19 protein-coding genes are annotated in these 23550 nt (G+C 50.7%); 11 read left to right on the forward strand and 8 right to left on the reverse strand.

All coding sequences use genetic code 11. The features are described from left to right. The 5 genes from VFS25_RS08465 to VFS25_RS08485 all read left to right on the forward strand — a co-directional run. A partial coding sequence (locus VFS25_RS08465) for a PKD domain-containing protein (protein ID WP_326461696.1) occupies positions 1-2951 on the forward strand: 2951 nt, incomplete at its 5' end. A 92-nt stretch (positions 2952-3043) separates the two neighbouring features. Next, on the forward strand, positions 3044-5893 hold the full coding sequence (locus VFS25_RS08470; protein ID WP_326461697.1) for a PKD domain-containing protein: 2850 nt from the start codon (positions 3044-3046) through the stop codon (positions 5891-5893). A 29-nt stretch (positions 5894-5922) separates the two neighbouring features. Further along, positions 5923-6960 (forward strand): PorP/SprF family type IX secretion system membrane protein, encoded by a 1038-nt coding sequence (locus tag VFS25_RS08475; protein WP_326461698.1) that lies wholly within the window; start codon positions 5923-5925, stop codon positions 6958-6960. A 100-nt stretch (positions 6961-7060) separates the two neighbouring features. Next, positions 7061-7531 (forward strand): redoxin domain-containing protein, encoded by a 471-nt coding sequence (locus VFS25_RS08480; RefSeq protein ID WP_326461699.1) that lies wholly within the window; start codon positions 7061-7063, stop codon positions 7529-7531. 140 nt (positions 7532-7671) lie between these two features. After that, the gene (locus tag VFS25_RS08485; protein ID WP_326461700.1) at positions 7672-8028 is read left to right on the forward strand and encodes a T9SS type A sorting domain-containing protein; all 357 of its coding nucleotides are present in this window, start codon (positions 7672-7674) and stop codon (positions 8026-8028) included. Between the two features lie 12 nt (positions 8029-8040). Here the strand turns inward: VFS25_RS08485 and VFS25_RS08490 are convergent, their stop codons facing one another. After that, positions 8041-9213, reverse strand: a complete 1173-nt coding sequence (locus tag VFS25_RS08490; protein WP_326461701.1) for a class I SAM-dependent rRNA methyltransferase — start codon at positions 9211-9213, stop codon at positions 8041-8043. A gap of 222 nt (positions 9214-9435) precedes the next feature. Between VFS25_RS08490 and VFS25_RS08495 the strand changes: the two genes are divergently transcribed. The 5 genes from VFS25_RS08495 to VFS25_RS08510 all read left to right on the forward strand — a co-directional run bounded on the left by VFS25_RS08495 (position 9436) and on the right by VFS25_RS08510 (position 13475). Next, positions 9436-9987: a nucleotide exchange factor GrpE gene (locus tag VFS25_RS08495; protein WP_326461702.1), complete on the forward strand. Its 552-nt coding sequence runs from the start codon at positions 9436-9438 to the stop codon at positions 9985-9987. 110 nt (positions 9988-10097) lie between these two features. After that, positions 10098-11255 carry a molecular chaperone DnaJ gene (dnaJ, locus tag VFS25_RS08500; RefSeq protein WP_326461703.1) on the forward strand — a complete coding sequence of 386 codons (1158 nt, stop codon included), beginning with the start codon at positions 10098-10100 and terminating at the stop codon, positions 11253-11255. 489 nt (positions 11256-11744) lie between these two features. Further along, the gene (locus VFS25_RS08505; protein WP_326461704.1) at positions 11745-12692 is read left to right on the forward strand and encodes a class I SAM-dependent methyltransferase; all 948 of its coding nucleotides are present in this window, start codon (positions 11745-11747) and stop codon (positions 12690-12692) included. Positions 12693-12855: 163 nt separating this feature from the next. After that, positions 12856-13053 (forward strand): type II toxin-antitoxin system HicA family toxin, encoded by a 198-nt coding sequence (locus VFS25_RS25340; RefSeq protein WP_414647710.1) that lies wholly within the window; start codon positions 12856-12858, stop codon positions 13051-13053. 26 nt (positions 13054-13079) lie between these two features. Further along, positions 13080-13475, forward strand: a complete 396-nt coding sequence (locus VFS25_RS08510; protein WP_326461705.1) for a helix-turn-helix transcriptional regulator — start codon at positions 13080-13082, stop codon at positions 13473-13475. An 11-nt stretch (positions 13476-13486) separates the two neighbouring features. Here VFS25_RS08510 and VFS25_RS08515 read toward each other — a convergent pair whose 3' ends face one another. From VFS25_RS08515 to VFS25_RS08535, 5 genes are all read right to left on the reverse strand, one after another. Beyond that, the gene (locus VFS25_RS08515) at positions 13487-15262 is read right to left on the reverse strand and encodes a YfbK domain-containing protein (protein WP_326461706.1); all 1776 of its coding nucleotides are present in this window, start codon (positions 15260-15262) and stop codon (positions 13487-13489) included. A 98-nt stretch (positions 15263-15360) separates the two neighbouring features. Continuing rightward, on the reverse strand, positions 15361-15897 hold the full coding sequence (gene hpt, locus VFS25_RS08520; RefSeq protein WP_326461707.1) for a hypoxanthine phosphoribosyltransferase: 537 nt from the start codon (positions 15895-15897) through the stop codon (positions 15361-15363). Between the two features lie 41 nt (positions 15898-15938). Further along, complete coding sequence (locus VFS25_RS08525; RefSeq protein ID WP_326461708.1) at positions 15939-17348, reverse strand: glucosaminidase domain-containing protein; 1410 nt, start codon at positions 17346-17348, stop codon at positions 15939-15941. A gap of 69 nt (positions 17349-17417) precedes the next feature. Continuing rightward, positions 17418-18062: an O-methyltransferase gene (locus VFS25_RS08530; protein ID WP_326461709.1), complete on the reverse strand. Its 645-nt coding sequence runs from the start codon at positions 18060-18062 to the stop codon at positions 17418-17420. Positions 18063-18139: 77 nt separating this feature from the next. Next, positions 18140-18838, reverse strand: coding sequence for a TIGR00730 family Rossman fold protein (locus tag VFS25_RS08535; protein ID WP_326461710.1), 699 nt, complete (start codon positions 18836-18838; stop codon positions 18140-18142). Between the two features lie 222 nt (positions 18839-19060). On the opposite strand from VFS25_RS08535, the gene VFS25_RS08540 reads away from it, so the two are divergent. Continuing rightward, entirely contained in the window at positions 19061-20518 is a 1458-nt protein-coding gene (locus VFS25_RS08540) for a sodium:solute symporter (RefSeq protein WP_326461711.1), read from the forward strand. 291 nt (positions 20519-20809) lie between these two features. Here the strand turns inward: VFS25_RS08540 and VFS25_RS08545 are convergent, their stop codons facing one another. Then, complete coding sequence (locus tag VFS25_RS08545) at positions 20810-23185, reverse strand: alpha-L-rhamnosidase C-terminal domain-containing protein (protein WP_326461712.1); 2376 nt, start codon at positions 23183-23185, stop codon at positions 20810-20812. 116 nt (positions 23186-23301) lie between these two features. Then, on the reverse strand, positions 23302-23550 hold a 249-nt coding region (locus VFS25_RS08550), incomplete at its 5' end, for an FAD-dependent oxidoreductase (protein ID WP_326461713.1).

Raw genomic sequence — 23550 nt, forward strand, 5'->3', positions numbered from 1 at the left:
CTAAAAACTGGCTGTGGGACTTTGGCGACGGCACCACCTCTACAGACCAGTCGCCCAAACATACCTACACGCAAACCGGCACTTACACGGTAAAGCTTACGGTAAGCAACGGCAGCTGCAGCAGCAACAGATCGCAGATCATTCACATTATTGACGAGCAGCCGGCCATAAAGGCTAACCCTACCACTATTTGCGCAGGCGACTCCGTAATCTTTAATGTTACCAGCCCCATACATACGGATGTAGTTGCCCTGCTGCGGTGGGAATGGGGAGATGGCAGCAGCACCCCACTGGCCCCGGCAGCTTTTGACCCTGCCGCAAATTATGCGCATATTTACCGCACTCCCGGCACCTATACCGCCCGTTTAGTGCTGGAAGATATTAACGGCTGCCCGCAATACTCCAACAGCATACAGGTAACAGCGAACGGCGTTACACCCGACTTTACCTTTGACGGCGCCTGTAAAGAAAAGCCCTTTACCTTTACGGATGCCAGCAGCACCACTTCGGCCGGCCCGCTTACTACCTGGGTATGGAACTTTGGGGATGGAAGCCCCCTGGACACGCTCACCCAGCAGCCCTCCGGCTACAGCCATACCTTTAACGCCATGGCCACCTACCGGGTAACATTAAGCGTAACTGACCAGCAGGGCTGTAAGGGCAGCATTACCAAACCCGTATCTGTAAACGTAGTAGCCGCCAACATCGTGGTGCCAGGCCAGGAAGCCTGCCTGCAGAAGGACTTTAAATTTTCCAGCAACAGCACCGGACAGTCGCTCACCTATGACTGGAGCTTTGGCGACGGCGGCACCAGTACGGAAGCAGGGCCCCTTTACACCTATACTAAAGCTGGCGTATACACGATAAAGCTGACGGTAACTGATATAGACGGGTGTAAGGCCAGCCAGGAAGCGCTGAACTTTATTACCGTGCGCGACCCTAAAGCTGTTTTTAACTTCCCCGCCACATTGCCCCCCTGCCCGCCGGTGCTGGTACCTTTTACCAACACCTCTACCGACTACGATCATGTAGCCTGGCAGTTCGGGGACGGCAGCACCTCACCGGAAGTATCGCCCGGCCACGCATACAGCCGCCCGGGAAATTATAAGGTAATACTGAAAGTGTATACCGAAGGCGGCTGCTTTGACACAACCAGCCAATCGCTCACCATACAGGGGCCGGACGGCACCCAGTCAGCCACGCCCACTACCGGGTGCATGCCGCTGAAAATAGATATGACCGCCACAAGCACCAATGCGGTAAAATACATATGGGACTTTGACGACGGCCATGTAGTAACCACCACCACGCCTACTACCAGCTATGAGTATACGAAAGAAGGCATTTACCATCCCCGTGTAATACTGGAAGACTCCAAAGGCTGCCAGGTACCGGCTTTGGGCGATGACCAGATAGTAGCAGACAAGGTAACGCCCGGCTTTACCATAGATGCCACGCAGGCCTGCGACGGCGGTTTTGTATCGTTTACAGACAACAGCAAGAGTGTAACCAAAGATCAGCTGAACCTACCTTTAACCTACAAATGGGATTTTGGCGTTGACGGCCGTACAGACGATGTATCTACCGACGCCAACCCCCGCTTTTCCTACGACCAGGTAGGCACCTACCCGGTAAAGCTGCAGGTAACCACCGCCTACGGCTGCACCGGCGAAGTAACGCTGCCCGCGGTAGTGCCCCCCAAGCCCCAGGCGGAAATAACGCCTGTTGCCCCTGTTTGCGTGGGCACCAGTGTAAGGCTGCAGGGCAGCGATGCCAAACAGCTGCCCGGCACCAAATGGAGCTGGAGCATAACACCCGGCGGCCAGGTAATTGAAGGCGCTGATCCGCAACCCATAACCATGAACACGCCTGGCAATAACCTGGTAGTGCTTACCATTACCAACGGCGACGGCTCCTGCCCTGATACAGCAGGCACTGTTGTAGAAGTAGCGCCCATACCGGACCTGCAGCCTATGCCGCAGGATGCGCATCTTTGCCTGGGCCAGTCGCTGGAGCTGCGCGCCAATGCCAGCCCGGATGCGGAGGTTACATGGACGGACTACCAGATATCAGACCCGCGTAGTCCTAACCCGGTTATAACACCGCTGAAAGATACCACTTATCATGTGCTGGCTGAGAATAGCGCCGGCTGCAGCCGTGAGGCCGATATAACAGTAACGGTTACACAGCCGTTTGAAATAAGCTCCACAGATGCAGCCATTTGTAACGGCGGGCAGGTACAGCTGCATTTAAGCGGCGCCCCGCATTATAAATGGACGCCGGAAACAGGGCTGAACAAAACAGATGCGGCCGATCCCGTAGCCCACCCCACCGCTACCACTACCTACCAGGTAATAGGTTATGGTGATGATGCCTGCTTTACAGACACGGCGCTTGTAACGGTTACCGTAAATCAACCGCCTGTTATAAGCCTGGGGCCCGACCTGGAAGTGCCGGTGGGGTCTGAAATACGGCTGCAGCTACAGGCCAGCGCCGATGTTACAAAGGTTGAATGGCGGCCCGATCCTACCCTTAGCTGTACGGATTGTATGGACCCGCTGGCGCAACCCAAAAACTCTGTTACCTATCATGTAATTGCTACCAACCAGTATAACTGCGTAGCTATAGACGAGCTGAATGTGAAGCTGGTGTGCACCTCCGGCTCCGTGTTCCTGCCAAATACCTTTACCCCTAATAACGACGGGCAGAACGACCTGTTTTACATACGCGGGCGCGGTATTAAAGCCATTAAGGTATTCCGGATCTTTAACCGTTGGGGAGAGATGGTGTTTGAACGCAGCAATGCGAATATAGAAGATGCTTCCAGCGGTTGGGACGGCCGTTTCCGCGGGGTGCCGCTGAACCCCGATGTGTTCGTGTACTATGCAGAGCTGGTGTGCGATACCAATGAAACCTTTGTGCTGAAGGGAAATGTAACATTATTACGATAAGCGCCGCAGCCTGTAGCTTTTCAGGGAGGTATTATATATAATATATTGTTTTTTGTTAATTTGTGGTTAATTTCACCGCTATAACTATACCTATGAAAAGCCCAACACCTACATTCTCAACAGCAGTGCTGCCGTTTGCGCTGTTATTCACAGGGCTACTGTACAGTATACGCGTAAGCGGCCAGCAGGCAAATTTCACATATACCGCATCACCGGGACTGTGCGCGCCCGCTACCCTCACTTTTCAAAACACCAGCACCGGTTACGCCCTGGCGTATGACTGGGACCTGGGCGACGGATCTACCTCACATGTGGCATCGCCGCAAAACAGCTATGCACAGCCAGGCACTTACCGCGTTAGCTTAACCGTACAATATGCAAACGGCAGCAGCACCTACTATAAGGATATTACCATACAACCCTCCCCGGTAGTGGATTTTGACGTAAACACCACCACCAGCTGCAAACCTTTTACCGCCACCTTTACCGATAATACGCCGGACGGGTTTGTGCGCACCTGGGATTTTGGCGACGGCACTGCCGCCTACACCACCAACAGCGTTACAGCCACGCATAACTACACCCGGGCCGGCCGCTTTAATGTAACCCTTAGCGTTACCAACGCCGCCGGCTGTACGCAAACGCTTACCAAAACTGCTTTAATAGATATAGCCGTCCCTGTTATTAACATCAGCGGCACCGGTCTTACCGGCTGCGCGCCGGTAAATGCCGCGCTGGCAGCCAGTGTTAGCAGCATTAATAACGACCCGGTAACCCAATACGCCTGGAGCTTCGGCGACGGCGCCACCCAGCAAACAGCCACCGGCAGCGCCACCCACACCTATAGCGGCATAGGCAGCTATGATGTAACCGTAACCGTTACCACGCAACAGGGCTGTACCGCCTCCGCCACCGCAGGACAGCTGGTACGTACCGGCACACCGCCCACCAATGTAAGCTTTACCGCCACACCGGGCACGGCCTGCGCAGGATCGCCGGTGCGCCTGCTGGCCACTGCCACCAATGCCGATAGCTACAGCTGGGATTTTGGCGATGGCACCACGCAGGAAGGCCCGCAGAACGATATTACGCACGGCTTTAAAAGCAACGGCACCCTGCAGGTGCAAATGAAGGCCGGCAGCAACGGCTGCTATACCGGCAGCATACCCGTAACCGTACAAATAACCGGCCCCGCAGCCCGCTTTACATTTACCCGCTCTTGCACCAACCGCAGGGCCTTTACCTTTACCAATACCTCCGGCGCCACTGCCGGTGTAACCTATGAGTGGGACTTTGGCGACGGCAGCCCCCTGGAATACACGCGGGACGCAGCCCATGTGTACAGCCAGCATGGAGATTACACGGTACGCCTGACCGTACGCGAAACAGCCGGCACCTGCACCAGCAGCGATTTCCATACGGTGTCATGCTTCGAGGCAGATTTCAGCACCGGTATCAGCAGCATTTGCCGGGGCAGCAGCATTGGCTACGGCGCGCTGAATATACCCTCACAGCTGGTAGACCACTACAGCTGGCGCTTTGGCGATCAAACCCTGTTAGATACCACTGCCCAGGATATTTACAAAACCTACCAGCAAAGCGGCACCTATACCGATACGCTTATTGTCTTTTATAAAGACCCGGCCGTATACTGTAATGATACGGTAGTAAAACCGCAGCACATTACCATTATAGCGCCAGTGGCGGATTTTGTGGCAGGCAAAGCCTGTGTGGGGCAACCGGTAATGTTTACAGATGCTTCGCAGCCCTGGCCCAATATACCCATCACCAACTGGAAATGGCGCCTGGGCAACGGTACCACGGCCATTTCGCAGGTGCCGCCTGCACCCAGCTACTCGCCTGCCGGCACCGTAGCTGTTACGCTGATCGTAACAGATGCGCGCAACTGCGTAGACTCCTTTACCCAGCAAATACCCATTGATCCTACACCCGCGCTTAGCCTGGCTGCACACCAGTATAAGATATGCGAAGGCAACGGTATAACGCTTAACGCGGTATCGGACGGTACGCTGCTGTGGAGTCCCAATGACCACCTGAGCTGTGTAGGCTGCGCCACCCCTGTGGCCAACCCGGTTACTGACACCAAGTACTATGTAACAGCCAGCAATGCCTATGCCTGCTATGTTACCGACTCCGCCACGGTAAAGGTGGTGCCGCAGGTGCAGCTGGCGGTATCATCCGATACAGTGCTGTGCATTGGCGGCTCCGCACAGCTGAAAGCAAGCGGCGCTGTCAGCTACAGCTGGGCGCCTGCCACCGGCCTTACCAATGTTCATATAGCCAATCCCGTTAGCACCCCGCAGCAGGACGTTACCTATACTGTAACCGGCACCAATGACGCCAGCTGCCCCGGCCAAACGCAGCAGGTAACCATACAGGTAAAGCCGTTGCCTACCGTAGTTGCCGGGCCGGATCAAACCGTAACTGCCGGCACCCGTGTAATACTGGAAGCCAGCGGCAGCCCGGATATTGTAAGCTGGCAATGGACGCCAGCTTACAACCTGGACTGTGCTACCTGCGCTACCACGCTGGCCGACGTGCGCCAGCCCGGCAGCTACAGCATTACCGCTACCAATGCAGACGGGTGCACCAACAGTGATGTGGTAGCCATACAGCTGGTATGCGACCCGGGTGTTGTATATGTGCCCAATGCCTTCAGTCCTAACGGCGACGGGCAAAACGATATTTTTTACGCTCGCGGAAAAGGTGTTAACTTTATAACATCCTTCCGAATTTTCAACCGCTGGGGACAGGAGGTGTTTAAACGGGAAAATATAGCTATAGACGACATCAGCACCGGATGGGACGGCACCTATAAAAACCAGCCGCAGGCGGCCGACGTGTACATTTATTTTATAGAGGCGCGCTGCGACAACAACGAACCGTTTACACTGAGGGGAAATGTGACTTTATTACGATAACCGAATTAACCGATAATTAAAATCATCCTATGAGTAAACTATTACGCAGCATGCTGGTAATGGTTATAACAGGTACCTATGCCATACCCACTGCAACTGCGCAGGATATACACTTGTCGCAGTTCTATGAAACGCCAATTTTGCGCAACCCTGCGCTGATCGGTCTTTTCAATGGGGATGTGCGTTTACAGGCTGTATACCGTAACCAGTGGAACAGTGTTACCATCCCCTACCAGACCGGCACGTTCAGCGGGGAAATGAAGTTTCCCGTAGGTATGAGCAACAATTTTGTAACAGCCGGCCTGCAGCTTTCCTATGACCGTGCAGGTACATCGCGCCTGCAATCCGTACAGATATTGCCGGCTTTCAACTTCCACAAATCATTAAGCGCGGATAAAAGCAGCTTTCTTTCCCTGGGCGTGATGGGCGGCCTGGTGCAGCGGCAGTTTGATCCCTCCCATCTTACCTTTAACAACCAGTACACCAACGGGCGCTTTGACCCCTATGCCCCTACCGGGGAGGACGGCCGGTTAACGCTGCGCGGCTACTCTTACCTGGACGCCGGCATTGGCCTGAGCTATAACGGCACCATTGGTGAAAATACCAGCTACTTCATTGGCGGGGCCGCCTATCACCTGAACCGCCCCAAGGTATCGTTCTATAAAGATGAAGGCATAGAGCTGGACATGAAGTTTACCGTTAACGCCGGCATTACTGTACCTATGTCAGATAAGGTAAAAGTAATAGCGCAATATAACCAGCTGCACCAGGGCACCTACAGTGAATATATCGGCGGGGCGCTGATCGGGTACGGCTTGCTGGAGCAGGGGCTGGAGTCGGACCGGGGCATTTACGGCGGGCTGTTCCTGCGCTGGAACGATGCTGTTATACCCACTATTAAGCTGGATATGGGCACCTGGGAAGTAGGCGCCAGCTACGACGCCAATATTTCCAGCCTGCGCACGGCCAGCCAAACCTTTGGCGGCTTTGAAATATCGCTGGTGTTCAAGGATTTCCTGAACAGCCGTAACAGCACGCTGGAAATGACTAACTGTCCGCACTTTTAAAGGCGCTGTTGGCTGCAGGCTTTTAGCGGGTTGGGAATTGATGGCGGTTTCATGTAATTTTACGCCTTCATTAATTCCTCACCCACTAACAACTTTTAATATGAGCGCAACCGTAGGAGCTAAAGCACCGGCCTTTACTTTAGTTGATACCGAAAAAAACAAAGTATCCCTGGATGATTTTAAGGGTAAGAACCTGGTAATCCTGTTCTTTCCCATGGCATTTACCAGCGTTTGTACCAAAGAGCTTTGCTCCGTAAGGGACAACCTGAGCATGTACAACGGTCTGAATGCCGCCGTGGTAGGTATTTCTGTAGACTCTCCCTTTACCCTGGGCAAATTCAAGGCCGAACAGCAGCTGAACTTTCCCCTGCTGTCGGACTTTAACAAGGAGGCATCCCAGGCATACGGCGCCTTTTACGAAACTTTTGTGCTGGATTTGAAAGGCGTGTCAAAAAGAGCGGCTTTTGTAGTAGATAAGGAAGGTACAGTGCGGTATGCCGAAGTGCTGGAAAGCGCCGGCGACCTGCCAAATTTTGAAGCTATTAAGCAGACGCTGAACGCTTTACAATAAAATACGCCCGAAAGCGTTAAACTTTTCCAAAAAAAGAACGGCAGGCCACCTGAATTGGCCTGCCGTTTGTTATATTTACATAGGCGATAACTCAAATTTTAAACTGAAATATTTGAAAAAATCTTTATCTTTATATTACTATGTGGAAAACCTCTACTCTCTTTCTTACTTTACTACTCTGCTTACATTGCCTTGCCGGCAGTGCGCAGGCTAATAAAACGCTTCCATCGGATCCGGAGGGGGGAGCGAAAATTGTTAAACTCTATCCCAACCCCGCCAGCAGCAGAATTAATTTTGAAATTCAACAGCATAATAACGATAAAGTATACGACCTTATTGTCTATAACTTCCTGGGTAAGAAAGTAGACCAGGTAAAGAACATTAACGGCCGCACCTCTGTGGACCTGGGCTCCTACTACAGCGGCGTATATATTTTCCAGCTCCGCGACCGTGACGGCAACCTGATTGAGTCCGGTAAGTTTAACGTGGTGAAGTAATATTTTCCCTGGTCACGAAACCTCTACGATCAGGAATTTCAGGTACGTAGTATTCTCAATATTCCATAAAATAGGATGGTCCTGGGCCTGCGTTTGAAAGGTAACCTGGCGCAGCTTTTTCTTGGCGTCTTTAGCCGCCATATCAATAATTTCCAGGAACAGGGAGGGCGGCACCAGGTTGGTGCAGGAAGCCGTAACCAGGAAGCCGCCGGGCTTCAGCAGCTTCATACCGCGCAGGTTAATCTCCTTATAGCCTGTAATGGCTTTTTGTATGTTCTCCCGGCTTTTGGTAAAGGCCGGCGGGTCCAGTATCACCACATCAAACTGCTTATCTTCCCGGGTCCATTGCTTCAGCACATCAAAGGCATTCACCGCCTGGAACTGGCATACCTGCTCCAGGTTATTGAGCTGCGCATTGCGGCGGGCCGTGTTTACGGCATGCTCTGAAATATCCAGTCCCAGTACGCTTTTAGCGCCATAATGCCCTGCATGGCAGGAGAAGGTGCCGGTATAGCAAAAAGCTTCCAGCACATCGGCCCCTTTAACAATATGCTGAATGGCGCGGCGGTTATCCTGCTGGTCCAGGAAATAACCGGTTTTCTGGCCGTTTACAATATCCACATGAAACCTCAGCCCGTTCTCGTTAATGATGATATTGGTATCAAAGGGCGCACCCAGGAAGCCTTTTTGCTGGGACAGGCCTTCCAGCTCGCGCACCGGCACATCGTTCCGTTCATAAATACCTTTAGGGCTGAAAATGCTGTTCAGGGCATCTACAATAGCGCCCTTCCAGCGGTCCATGCCCAGGGCCAGGGTTTGCAGCACAAAATAATCGTTGAACTTATCAATGATCAGGGCGGGCATTTCATCGGCCTCTCCAAAAATGAGGCGGCAGTTTTCTACATACCCCAGCTTTTGCCGGTATTCCCAGGCCTTTTGAAGGCGGCGGTGGAAAAAGGCGGCATCTATGGTTTCGTTCTTGTCGCGGGTAAGAATGCGCACCAGTATCTGTGACTGGGGATTAATATACCCCCGGCCTACAAAAAAGCCCTGATGCGTGAAAACATCTACAATATCGCCTGCATTCACAGGCCCGTCAATCAGGCCTACTTCATTGCCAAATACCCAGGGGTGGCCCTGTAATACGCGGTTCTGTATCTTTTTCTTTAAGAAAACCTTGGTCATTGATTGTTTTAAAAGGTCTGCAAAGGTAATTCAATTACGAATTACAGAATTACGAATTATGAGTGCGAAGGTATGGGCAATAAAAAATCAGGTATGAAGTATGTAGAGATTATGTAGAGATGAAAATATGGAAAACAGGTGCCAAATTGTCCGTACACGTTACGTTGGCAAAATAATTGCCCGGTGTACCTTTGCAGTTTAAAGGCAAATAATTTTACCATCATGACAGAAAAAGAAAAAGATATACAGACAGACCGTCAGCAAGCTGAAGATGTAAACCAGGCCGGCGCCCAGGTGGAAACTGAAAACGTAAATGCTGAGGAGGCTGCGCTGGATAAAAAGCAGCAGGAGCTGAATGAAATGCGGGATAAATATCTGCGTTTGGTGGCAGAATTCGATAACTTTAAGAAACGTAATGCCAAAGAACGGATAGAACTTATACAAACCGCCAATAAAGAAGTGATCCTGGCTATGCTGGAGGTGCTGGATGACGCAGACCGGGCAGCAAAGCAGCTGGAAACCTCCCAGGACATCAATACTATCAAAGACGGTGTAACACTGGTATTCAATAAACTGAGATCTACACTGCAGGCCAAAGGCCTGAAGGCTATGGAAAGCATGCACACTGAATTTAATGCAGACCTGCATGAGGCCATTACCGGGATCCCGGCCCCTACAGAAGAGCTGAAAGGAAAAGTACTGGACGAGCTGCAAAAAGGCTACTATCTGAATGACAAATTGATCCGTCATGCGCGGGTAGTAGTAGGCAAATAAGGAGTGACGATATGGCATAACCCTATACCGGTATGCCTCACCCCCGTTTTTTAAAGAACAACACTACAACAAACCACGCCGGGTAATACCCGGCTTTCAAGCGATAAAGCATGTCTACCAAGCGAGATTATTACGAAATACTGGCTGTGGCGAAAACAGCTTCCCAGGATGAGATCAAGAAAGCTTACCGCAAGGTGGCAATGCAGTACCATCCTGACCGTAATCCCAATAACAAGGAAGCAGAGGAGAAATTCAAGGAAGCAGCAGAAGCCTATGAAGTGCTGAGCGATCCTGATAAACGTGCGCAGTATGACCGCTTTGGTCATTCCATGGGCAACCGCGGCTTTGGCGGCGGCGGCGGTGGCATGAACATGGAGGACATTTTCTCCAACTTCGGCGATATTTTCGGCGAAGATATTTTCGGCAGCTTCTTTGGCGGTAACCGCGGCGGTGGCGGCGGACGCCGTAGCAGGGGCACCCGGGGCTCCAACCTGCGGGTAAAGATCCGCCTTACTTATGAGGAGATAGCCAAAGGCGCCAACAAAAAAATAAAGGTGAAGAAATACGTGCCCTGCTCGCACTGTAACGGGCTGGGCGCCAAAGATAAAAATGCGTTCCAGACCTGTGGCACCTGCGGCGGCTCGGGCCAGGTAAGAAGGGTTACCCAAACCTTCCTGGGGCAAATGCAAACCGTAACCACCTGCCCTACCTGCCAGGGTGAAGGACAGATCATCACCGCCAAATGCGGCCATTGTAAAGGCGAAGGCCGCATGTATGGCGAGGAAATGATGAGCATTGATATACCGGCCGGCGTGGGCGAAGGCATGCAGCTGAGCATGAGCGGCAAAGGTAATGCAGGTGAAAGAGGCGGGGCCCCCGGCGACCTGCTGATATTGATAGAGGAAGAGCCGCATCCGGAGCTGCACCGGGACGGGCTGAACATTGCCTATGACCTGCACATCTCTTTCCCGGACGCGGTATTCGGCACCCAGGTAGAAGTGCCTACCATTGACGGCAAAGCCAAGATCAAAATACCGGCAGGCACGCAAAGCGGCAAAATCTTCCGCCTTAAAGGCAAGGGCTTCCCTTCCGTAAACTCATATGAGAAAGGCGACCAGCTGATACATGTAAATGTATGGACGCCGCAAAACCTCACTGCTGAAGAAAAAGCAGTGCTGGAGAAATTGCAGACGGCAGATAACTTTCAACCCAACCCTGAAAAATCCGAGAAAGGATTTTTTGAAAAGGTAAGGGACATATTCAGTTAATTACGAATTACGAAACACCGAGCGTTCATAAATGCAATTGAAAATAATAATGGTTATAAATAATTGGATTGGAGCGGGGGATTCATAGCCTGTTATGCTTTTATGATGTATGACATAACGAATAGAAACAGGTGAAAGGATGAATGGGATTGATGGATTTGAGGTGATGTGATGACTGATCGCTTATAATATTTGATTGATTAAATAAAGAGATAATTGCAAGGGCTGTATCAACAATGATGCAGCCTTTGCTGTATAAGGAGTGGCCTAAAGACAGCGGTTAAATAATTGGATAGTTACATAACTAATAGATGGGCTGAATAGATAGATAGATTGATTGTTTGTTTGTTTGTTTGATTGACTGATTGGTCGTTGTTTATTGATGATTGGGGGTTGGTTGATGATCGTTGTTGCTGATTGTTGGCAGAAGGCCGTTGCCGCGGCGGTTTTTATTTTTGACTTTTACTTTTTGCTTTAATTTGCGTGCTTATGACGGATGTTTCCAAATTTACAATGTTCGAGAACCGGCTGGTAAAGGTTTTCCGCCATCTGCAAAAAACTGCCCGGCGGCAGCAGATTACCTGCTACCGCGTGTACGATGATGATATACCGGAATTTCCGTTCAGCATCGAGATCTATGAGCAGCAGGTATATGTGGCGGAGTACCAGCGTAAGCATCATATGGATGAGGAAGCGCATGAGCAATGGCTGGAGGAATGCATGGAAGTAGTTGCCAAAGTGCTGCAGCTGCCGCTGGAAAATATTTTCATTAAACAACGGCAGCGCAAGGAAAACCGGCAAAGCCAGTATGAAAAGCTGTCGTTTGAAAAGCATGAGTTTATTGTGCACGAGGCGGGCCTGAAATTCAAGGTGAACCTGAGCGACTATCTTGATACCGGCCTTTTCCTGGACCATCGTATTACCCGCAGCATGGTACGCGCCGAAGCCTTGGATAAAAGGGTGCTGAACCTGTTCTGCTATACCGGCTCCTTTTCTGTTTATGCCGCTGCCGGCGGCGCCCGCAGCGTTACCTCCGTTGACCTTTCCAAAACCTACCTGGCCTGGGCCGAAGAAAATATGCATCTCAACGGCTTTAACTCCCCTGCCCACCAGTTTGTGCATGCCGATGTGCTGCAATACCTGGACACCCTGCCTCCCAACAGCTTTGACCTGGTGGTGGTAGACCCGCCTACCTTTTCCAACAGCAAGCGCATGAAGGATTTCCTGGATATACAGCGCGATCATGTGTCGCTGCTGAACAAGGTGCTGGCAGCCACACAGCCGGGCGGCATTGTGTACTTCAGCAATAATTACCGTCGTTTTGTGCTGGAGCAGGAACAGATAAAAGCCGGCAACATCCGGGATATTACCGCGCAAACACTGCCGTTTGATTTTCAACAGAAGATGATCCGGAAGTGTTATAAACTCATTAAGTGATTAACCGCTGATTAATACTTTCCTTTTTAGAAATCCTTTACTATAGCACAGCCGGACAATGATTGTCCGGCTTTTTATTTCACTTGCCTAAAAGGTAATTTATAATTTACTTTTTGGGAGGGGAAATAGTAAATAATTGTTTACCTTTGTAATTGTAAAAGCAATGAAATGTTCGGAGCTGCTAAGAATTTTAAAAAGGGAGGGCTGGATTGTGTACAGAACAGGGAAAGGAAGCCATAAAATACTGATTCACCCGGATAAAGCAGGTATTGAAATTGTTTTTCCTGATCATGGGTCGGCTGAAATGGCCGGGGGGCTGGCTCTCAGAATATTGAAACAGGCAGGGCTTAACAGGCAGTAATTTGCAGCATTTATAACCGCAGCAGTATGATGATGAAAAAAATAGTGTTTGTTGTTGAAAAAACTTCCACCGGTTTTTCTGCGTATGCACAAGATTTTGAGAAAACCCCGGTGGGTACTACCGGTAAAGATATGGCCACATTAAGAAAGAATATTGTGGCCGCTCTTAACCTGTACCGTGAACATAAAGGCCTTAAACCGGCTACGGACCTTGATATTACCATTATGCTGGACCTGCAGCAATTCTTTGAATACTACAAGGAAATCAATGCCAAATCGCTTTCCCAACGCATTGGCATGAACCAGACGTTATTATCACAATACATTAACGGCGTAAAAAAACCATCTGCCAAACAGGTGCATAAAATACTGGAAGGTGTAAAGGCGCTTGGCCGGGAGCTTACGCAGCTGGATTTTGCCTGAAGCCGCTTTACCTATAACCCCTGCAAATTGCCGGATTTCTTCAGCTCCTTCACCAGCTTTAAAAATTCGTGGCGGTAACCGCCTTTGTCGTTGCCTAATGAACCTTTGGCAATGTTACGCACCATAGTGGTGGTACCGTTGCCGCGATAGCTGGATTTACGCAGCAATAACCCCAGCAGGGCTACGGAGCTGGCAAAACGAAAATCGCCGGAGGCATCTTCAAAAGCCGTGTACCGGCCGTTAATATCGCGCTCCATGCTAAGCACCGCAGTATCTGAAGGTTCCCGGTACCAGAGCTTTACCTGGCCCAATGTACTATCGGCCGGCAGCGTATCATGGGGAATAATTTCATACAACGCTACCGCGCAATGCCCCGCGCCGATAATGCCGCCGGCTATGTTATCTCCATTGGAATTATCTTCTTTGAGCACTTTGTTTTCGTACCCTATCAGGCGGTAAACCTTTACTACTTCGGGGTTAAACCATACCTGCGCGCGGGCGTCCTTGGCTACGGTGAAGAGGGTGCTGCCAAATTCGCGGGCAAATATTTTGTTTGCCTCCTCCAGGTTATCGATATAGGCAAAGTTACCGTTGCCTTTGCTGGAAAGGGTTTCCAGCTTGCTATCCTTATAATCGCCCATGCCAAAACCCAGGCAGGTAAGCAGCACCCCGCTCTCCTTCTTCTGTGTAATCAGGTCTTCCATTTCCTGGTCGCTGGTTTGGCCCACGTTAAAATCCCCGTCTGTAGCCATGATCACGCGGTTGTTGCCGTCTTTTATATAGTTCTCCACTGCTATCTGGTAAGCCATTTTTATAGCAGCTTCGCCGGCAGTGGCGCCGCCGGCGCTGAGGTAGTCAATGGCATTCAGTATTTTTTCTTTCTGATCGCCTGAGGTGGCCGGCAGTATTACGCCCGGGGTGCCTGCATACGCTACAATGGCTACGCGGTCTTTAGCGCGCAGGTTATTTACCAGCACACGAAAGGCCGCCTGCAGCAGGGGCAGCTTATTGCGCTGGCCCATGGAGCCGGAAACATCTATCAGGAACACCAGGTTGCTGGCCGGCAGGCTGTCAATGTCCACCTGTTTGGCGCGCACAGCTATCTGCAATAATTTATGCTTAGGTTCCCAGGGGCATACGGCATACCGGGTGTGGATGGCCAGCAGGTGGTTGCTGTCCGGCAGGGGATAATCATAATGAAAGTAGTTCACCATTTCCTCAATACGCACTGCATCCGCCGGCACCGGCTCTTTCAGGCGTATGAAACGCCGTATATTGCTGTAGGCAGCGCGGTCAACATCCAGCGCAAAGTTGGAGGTGGCGCTTTTGCTGGTAGCTACAAATTTGTTTTCGTAAATGGTGCCATAGGTTTCATCAAAGAAGGTATGAATGCCCATACCAACGTTGCCGTAATTAGGATTGGAGCTGTGTGAAAAACGGGCTTTGGCCTTTGCTTTGGCCACGGCAATATCGTTGGCGACAGCCGCCGCATTTTTGTCGCGGGGCGACAGCGACACCAGTATACGGCTGACGTTTGCTACCGGTATGGTGCTGCTTATATACTTGGGATGTTCAAAAACAAGTGTGGTACGCCCAGGCGGCAGTACAATACGGAAAAGGCCGTATTTATTGGTAATGACCTTTACCGTATCGTTCATAACGCTAACGGTTACCCCGGGCAGGGGATTATGGGTAATGCTATCTTCTACGGCTCCCGTTACCCATATTGTTTGCGCGCCCGCAGGTACAGCGGATAATATACAAAGCAAAGCAAGGAGCACTCGCATGTATTAAAATTAATAATTAAGAATGAATAATTAATAATTAGGGGGTAGTGAACATAGAAAGTTGTGCCACACCTTCATTATTCATTCTTAATTATTAATTACTCTACAAGCTGGTATATCTCCGGCAGGTTGCGCCCCAGGCCGTCATAATCCAGGCCATAGCCAAGCAGGAACTTATTGGGTACCGAAAAGCCCAGGTAATCAATAGGTACGGGATGGGTAAGGGCTTCGGGCTTGGAGAGCAGGGCGGCAATCAGCAGTTTTTTTGGCTGCTGGTGGTGCAGCTGCGGCAGGAACATATTAAGGGTTTTGCCGGTGTCCACAATGTCTTCCAGAATCACTACCGTACGGCCGTACAGGTCTTCATCCAGGCCTATGGAGGTAACCACGTTGCCGGTGGATTTGGTGCCTTTATACGACACCAGCTTAATGAAGGAGATCTCGGCTTCTATATCCAGGTACTTGAACATATCGGCCGCAAATATAAATGAGCCGTTAAGGATGGCTATGAACAGCGGCTTTTCACCGGCCAGGTCTTTGCTGATCTGCGCAGCCATTTCCTTTATGCGCAGCTGCAGCGCTTCTGCTCCGATGTAAGGCTGGAATGATTTATCATGCACCTTTATGACTGACATGCGAACGGTAGATTTAGATTTACGATGTTAGCGCTGCTATTTTATTTGCCTACCAGCAGGCGCTGGCCTATCTTAATATCTGTGCCCTGCAGGTTATTCCAGCGCTGCAGCTGCTCTATGGTAATGTTATAGCGTTTGGCTATGCCATAGGCAGTTTCCTTGGGCTGCACATCATGATACTGCAAAATACCGGTGGTGCGGGGCTGCTGCCCTGCTGCAGGCGTCATTTTCACCTCTCCCACTTTCTTCAGGTCTTCTACCATGGCTACCGGTATACCGCCCTTTTGTGCGGGGGGTGTGCCGCCTGCCTGTGTTTGTGCGGCGGGCTGTGAGGCCTGCTGCGTTGCCTGGTTTTTGGCGATCTCTTTTTCTATATCGTCGCCGGCTTTCTTTATGGAAAAGTCTTCTCCTGCATTTTCATCTACCGGCTGGTTCTTTGCCAGGCGGGGCGTGGCGCTTGCATAACCATCCAGCGCCAGCTTTACGCCAGGGGCAGGCTCCTGGCCCTGCTTCATTTTATTACGGCGGCGCAGCCATTTGAGCTGAATGCCTTCTGCCTGTGCAACGTCGTACATGGTTTCACCGGGGGCTACGGTATGGTAATCGTCTTTCCCTTTTTTACCTTTCTTCTGCAGGTAAATGTACATATCATTGGGCAGGGGCACATCTTCAGCAAGATCGTTGTACTGCAGCAGGCGGCTGAGGCGTATATCATAGCGCTCCGCAATTTGTATTAACGGCGTGCCGGCGGGCAGGTACAGCACTTTACGGTCGTTGATCTCAAACACGCCAGAGGGCCGTTTGATGCTGGTAGCCGGCTTTGGCGCGGTTTTAACCGCAGCCACTGCAGGCGGCTGAATGTCTGCAGGTTCCGGGCGGGTGGCGCCGGCGCCGGTATTGTTGTTATCCCTGTTGGTTTTGGCAATGCCCAAACCTTCATCAGTATACTGCTCCAGGTTATAATCTTCTATTATCTTAATCAGCTGCTGCGGATAAGTTCTGCTGGTGGCATAGCCGGCCTGCTTAAGGCCATAGGCCCAGGATTTATAGTCTTTCTGGTCAAACTGGAACAGGAAGGCGTAGCGGGGATTATTCTTCAGGAAAGCGGAATGATCGCGGTAAGAGTCAGCAGCGCTGTTGTATTTACGGAAGCATTCCTGGCGGGCATCATCATCATAATTAACAGTGGGGCCCACCCAGTTGTTCTTGCACTTGATGCCAAAGTGGTTGTTGGAGTTAAGCACCAGCCAGCCATTGCCGCTCTGGGTTTCCAATACGCCCTGCGCCAGTGTAACGGCGGCGGGTATACCGGAAGTGCGCATTTCATCAATGGCAATATCCTTGTACGTAGCAATATACTGCTCCGTTGTCATGGTTTTGGTTTGCGCTTTCAGCACAGGCATGCAGCCGATAAGAAAACTAACCACTAACCCATATTTTCTTACTTGCATGGAGAAGAATGTTTTAGATGTGCAGATGTGCAGATATGCAAATGTGCAGATGATTAACCGATTGTTACGCTACCTTATTTTCCTGATCATGAGCAGCCCATCGCGGATGGTCAGCAATACCTGTTCCGCATGGGCGTCGGCTTTTACCTTTTCGCAAAAGCCAAGCATGGCTTTTGCGTTGGCGCTTTGCTGCGAAGGGTCATTCAGCACTTCTCCGTGATACAGCACATTATCGGCCAGTATAAAACCGCCGGGCCGCAGCTTTTCCCATACGAGATCGAAGTAATTGGCATATCCCTGCTTGTCTGCGTCTATAAATACCAGGTCAAATGTTTCATTTAATTGCGGGATGATGCCCGCAGCCGTACCTATCTGCTGACGGATCTTATGTTCCAGGCCTGCTTCGCGGAAGTAGCGTTTGCACATTTCTTCCCTTTCCTCATTAATATCCAGTGTGTATAGCAGGCCGTCTGTTGTAAGTCCCTGTGCCAGGCATATAGCCGAATAGCCGGTGTAAGTGCCTATTTCGAGGATGCGGCGTGGCCGCAGCATATGGCTGATCATAGACAGCAGCTGCCCCTGCAGGTGCCCGCTGAGCATATGCGGCTGCTCTACTTTCAGGTATGTTTCGCGGTGAAGGCGGTGCAGCACATCATTTTCCGGGCTGGTATATTTTTCTGCAAATGCATTCACTGCTGCAGGTATAACGTCCATAAGCTGGAAAAAATTTCTGCAAACCTACGGAAAAATGCTGAAGGGGAGGCTGCATCCGGCGCCCCGCACTCAGCGTATTAAAAGTTGGGCCGGAGCTTATTGGTAGTGTAAAACACACGGAAATATTCCACTACCTCATCTGCCGTGTCAAAAAGCTTCAGCAGGCCCAGGTCTTCCGGGCTGATGTTGCTTTCCTTTTCCATCATTACATTGCTGATCCAATCCAGCAGGCCGCTCCAGTACTCCTTACCTACCAGCACCATGGGGGTTTCTGTCATTTTCTTGGTTTGAATGAGGGTGGCTACCTCAAAAAATTCATCCATGGTGCCAAAACCGCCGGGCATCATTACAAAGCCCTGGGCATATTTGGTGAACATTACTTTGCGTACAAAAAAATAGTCGAAGTGCAGGTTCTTATCATAATCTATATACTGGTTAGGGTATTGCTCATGGGGCAGGGTGATGTTTACGCCTACAGATTTGCCCTTCCCCATTTGCGCGCCTTTGTTGGCAGCTTCCATTACACCGGGGCCGCCGCCGGAAATAATGCCAAAACCGTCTTCTGCCAGGCGGCGGGCTATTTCCACGGTAAGGTCATAATATCTGTTACCCGGCCTTGTACGGGCCGATCCGAATACTGATATACAGGGCCCCATTTTGGCCAGGGCCTCAAAGCCTTCTACAAACTCCGCCATGATCTTGAATATCTGCCAGCTGGAGTGCGCTTTGGTTTCCGTCCAATCCCGCTCTTTCAGATTTTTTAATGTACTATTCATTGTTAGTGCTATATTGATTTAACAGTTGAGCAATTTAGGTATTAACTACCAGATTACCTGCAGGCAACGGGCATCAAACGGTCATCTGCCTACTAAATTTACTACCTATGATTAAAAATAAGGCTGTTTTTTACGGTTCCGGTAACCGTTTTTTGCATTATTTTAGGGTTGCATAGCATTGCAACAACCGGGGAACATTTATACGTTATTTAAAACTTCAGCATGTCAGCCACTTTGTTATTCAGCTTAGTAATCGCTTATTTTCTGGTACTGTTAGGCGTTGCGTGGGTCACCAGCCGCAATTCCAACAACGAATCTTTTTTTATCGGTAACCGCAACAGCAACTGGATGCTGGTGGCCTTTGGCATGATAGGCACCTCACTCAGCGGCGTTACATTTGTAAGTGTGCCCGGTACCGTGGGTGGTAACGGCTTTGGCTATATGCAGGTGGTAATCGGTTATTTCATCGGGTATTTTATTGTGGCGTTCATATTGCTGCCGCTGTATTACCGGCTAAACCTTACTTCCATTTATCATTACCTGGAGCAGCGTTTTGGCATAGTGGCGTATAAAACAGGCGCGCTGTTCTTTATTATTTCCCGCACCCTGGGCGCCACTGCGCGGCTATACCTGGTCATTAATGTGCTGCAGCTGTTTATACTGGATAACCTGCATGTGCCCTTTTGGCTCACCACGTTTGTAATACTGCTGATGATATTGTTATACACGTTTGAGGGTGGTGTAAAAACCATTGTGTTTACAGACACGCTGCAAACCACCTTTATGCTGCTTGGGCTGGTAGTGTGCATCATTTACATTACCAAACACCTGGGCATTTCTTTCAGCGAAACCATGTCGGCGCTGAACGCAAAGGGTTACACGCATATGTTCAATACAGATGTTAACAGCGGGGCATTCTGGCTGAAACAGATACTGGGCGGGGCTTTTATTACAGTAGGCATGACAGGGCTTGACCAGGAAATGATGCAAAAGAACATCAGCGTTAAAAACCTGGGCGACTCGCAGAAGAACATGATCACCTTTTGCGTGGTGATGGTGCTGGTAAACTTTTTATTCCTGCTGCTGGGCGGCCTGCTGTACCTGTTTGCGGCCAGTAAGCAGATAGGCATAAAGGGCGATGACCTGTTTCCCACGGTGGCATTGAATTACCTGCCGCCGGTAATCTCCTTTGTATTCATCATTGGCTTGATCTCCGCGCTGTTTCCCAGCGCCGACGGGGCTTTAACGGCGCTTACCTCCTCCTTTTGCATTGATATATTTGGGCTGAAGAAAAGGGATGACCTGAGTGAAAAAGCCAAAACCAAAGTACGCCGCAGCGTGCACCTGATTTTTACCGTGATCTTTTTCCTGTGCGTGGTTATCTTTAAATGGATCGACAATAAATCCATCATCAATATCATACTCACTATTGCCGGCTACACCTATGGCCCGTTACTGGGGCTGTTTACCTTTGGCATTTTCAGCAAACGCGTGGTGCGGCAGGGGTATGCCGTGCTGGCTGTTTGCCTGGCTGCGCCGGTGCTGTGCTATATTATCAGCGACAATGCCGCCCGCTGGTTCAATGGTTTCCAGATAGGGATTGAGCTGCTGATACTGAATGCGCTGATCACCTTTGCCGGGCTGTGGATGATTTCTGCGAAGACTGAAAAACAGGGTTAAAAAAAAGCAGGTAACTTGACAGAAACCTGCTTACATTTAACACGTTATGAACGTGCAGCACTTAACTTGTAAGGCTGCATTTATTTTTTAGCCGAAGCCAATATTATTTTAATTGTTTACGAGCAGGGCATCCAAATCTTTTCGTGTATTAGCACAAGCTGGTCCTGCTGTACAGCCATGTTTTGGTGCCCTCAAAATAAATTATAATGGGTTAGCGGCAAAGTAATAACGACCTGCCTGGTGCATAATAACGTGGTTTTAACAAAAATTACCAATAATGTTCCTTAAAACCTAATTTTTTATTAAAAAGTTTTGTTTCCCCGCTTTCAGGGGAACTGTGCTATTATGCCATATAAAACGGCCTGTAAGACCTGGCGGTAATGTTATTTCTGCTGCTACTCCATTGTTGCCTGTTCGTTTAAGGTTTACCGTTATATCGCCTTTCGGATGCGGTACTGTACCGCTTACTGCCGTAAGCGCCCCCATGGCGGGCTGTATTTTCACTTCTGCAAAGCCCGGCTTATCCGGCATAATGCCGCAAATAGTAGCCAGAAAGTCATAATTGGGGCTGGCGCTCCAGGCATGACAGTCGGACCGGGTAGGCTCCGGGTTTTCTGCAAAAGTGGTAAGGCCTATGGCCAGCATATCGCGCCAGGGCTGCAGCTGCTGGTAATACAGGTTAGCCATACCGGCTTTTTTCAATGCCAGGTTCAGGTAAAAACGGTAGTAAAAAGTGGCCTGGCTAAGCGTGGTATCGTCCAGCACGCGGCGCAGCACGGTTTGCTCCTGCTGCTGTGGTATAGCGCCGGCCAATACTGCAATAATGCCTGCATGCTGGCTGAACGTATTCTGAGCCGGCGTATTGGCCATTTCATTGCGGGCGGTATTAAAGCACCGCGCATAAGTGGCTTTATTAAGCGCCGCTGCCAGCCCGCTATAATGCTGCGCAACCGCCGGCTTACCATACGCTGCAAACAAGGCGGCGGCCTGCTGCAAGGTATAAGTGTATTGCAGGGTAATAACGGATGAATTGCCATCTGTAGCGCCATCCGGCGTACCGCCGGGAAAGGCGTGGTTCCAGTCAACAAAGCTCCACCAGGGCATAGGGCCCAGCATTTGCCGCTGCGGGTCAATATGCTTTTCGTACCAGTCCAGCACTCCCTGTATGGCGGTAAGATACTGCTGTATAAAAGCATCGTCCTTACGGTGCATCCAGTAATCATACACCATAGATACCCAGTACAGGGAAAAAGGCGGTATTACCTGCAGGCGGTTGCTCGGATAGCGGCCCTGGGTAAGCCCTTCCGGCACCCGGGAGCAGTAAAAGTCATGAATGGCCTTGCGCATTAAACGGTCGTCGCCGGTTACATACAGGGAAATGAGCGATTGAATACGGGTATCGCCTTCATACTGCAGCTGCTCATAATAGGGGCAGTCGAAATACGTTTCCCCCGCGCACAGGCGGGCCGTGCGCCAGCCTACATTCCATATGTCCTGCAGGGAAGGATCGCTGCTGCTGAAGCGGGCCTTTTGCACAAAAGGATAGCCGGTGTAGCTGCCGGTAAGCTCATTAATCACCAGGGGCTCATTACCGGTAGTAATATCCAGCTGCAGGTAGCGGTAGGTACGGAACCATAAAGGGCGGAACAGGCGATGTTCGCCGCCGTCCGGTTCAAAAATATCGTAGTTGCCCATGATCTCGCGCCCTTCTATTTCATTGCGGTTGCCCTTTTTATAATTCCTGAACAGGGCTTCGGCGTACGTCATTTTCACGCTGCTGCCCGCGCCTTTGCTAACCGTCAGTTCGGGGTAGGCAGTGGTGTTAAACGTTTGATCCAGCAATATGCTGGCGGTGGTATGAGCCGGTATAGTAAGCGGCGCTTTGCCGGTAAGAAAATCATCGTTAGCAGTAACGCCATGCGCGCGCCTTACTTTTTGCAGGCGCTGGGGCTTTTCCTCCATCAGTGGAATGGGGCGCGGCACCAGGGTCCACAGGTTATCCGAGCCGCTGCCGGCGGGCTGCGGGGTGGTGACAGATACAGCTGCCGGCCAGCCGGCATCGTCATACGCGGTCTGCTCCCAGTTCCAGGGATAGGCTGCCGCCTTTACATGATCACCGGGGCCAACTACCATATAACTGTGCAGGCGGCGGCCGTTATCAATGGAGCAGGGCGTATAGGCGGTGTCTGTATATACTTTCCAGGACGGGTTGGTGTTCACATCTTTTTCCGCTTCAGTATCGCCCTGCACCACCAGGCCGGTTTGGTTAGATACCTGCGCTACCGGCGCATATACGCCCATATTCCAAACCAGCGCCGCCAGCACATTCCGGCCGGATTGCAGATAAGGTGCAATGTCCACGGTTTCAAAGTTCCAGTTATACAAATCGCCGCGGGCAGGGCCGCTGCATACAGGCGTGCCATTTACCCACAGGCGGTAACGGTTATCGGCAGAAATATGAATGATGTATTTGGATGGCTTACTGTTAAGCGTAATGGTTTTACGGAAGTGATACACGCCGTAGTCGCGCTGGGCAGCCTGCGGCGCCGAAATCCAGGCAGCGGACCAGGGGCCTTTGAGCAGGGCCGGGTTAACAACAGCTTCCTGCGCACATAGCTGCACGCACAGCAATAGCAAAGAAGACCAGAGTACAATTGAACGGTGCATACGTGGAAAGTGGAATTTAAGCGGTAAAATAAGTAATGCTGTTCAATAAAGATAATACGCAGCAGGGGTTTACCATCCCAGGGTGTCCTAGCGTGGAATGTTCTTTGAAACGGCTGCTACAGGGCAGCGGTAATTTCTTCCGCCACGCCAAAGGCCAGCGTCATGCCGGCGCCGCCGAAACCGTTCACAATGGTTACATTTTTTTCGGGCAACAGCACCAGGTTGGTTTCACCGTTGGTAAGCTTTGGATAAATGCCGTGCCAGCGCTCCTGGATGGTTAGCGCGGGCGCCTGCAGGAAGGTATGCATATACTCCAGTATCAGCCCGTTAATGAACTCTTTGTCAAACGGTGCAAAATCGGGCCC

The organism is Chitinophaga sp. (assembly GCF_035761305.1).
In the GTDB taxonomy this organism is placed as follows: domain Bacteria; phylum Bacteroidota; class Bacteroidia; order Chitinophagales; family Chitinophagaceae; genus Chitinophaga.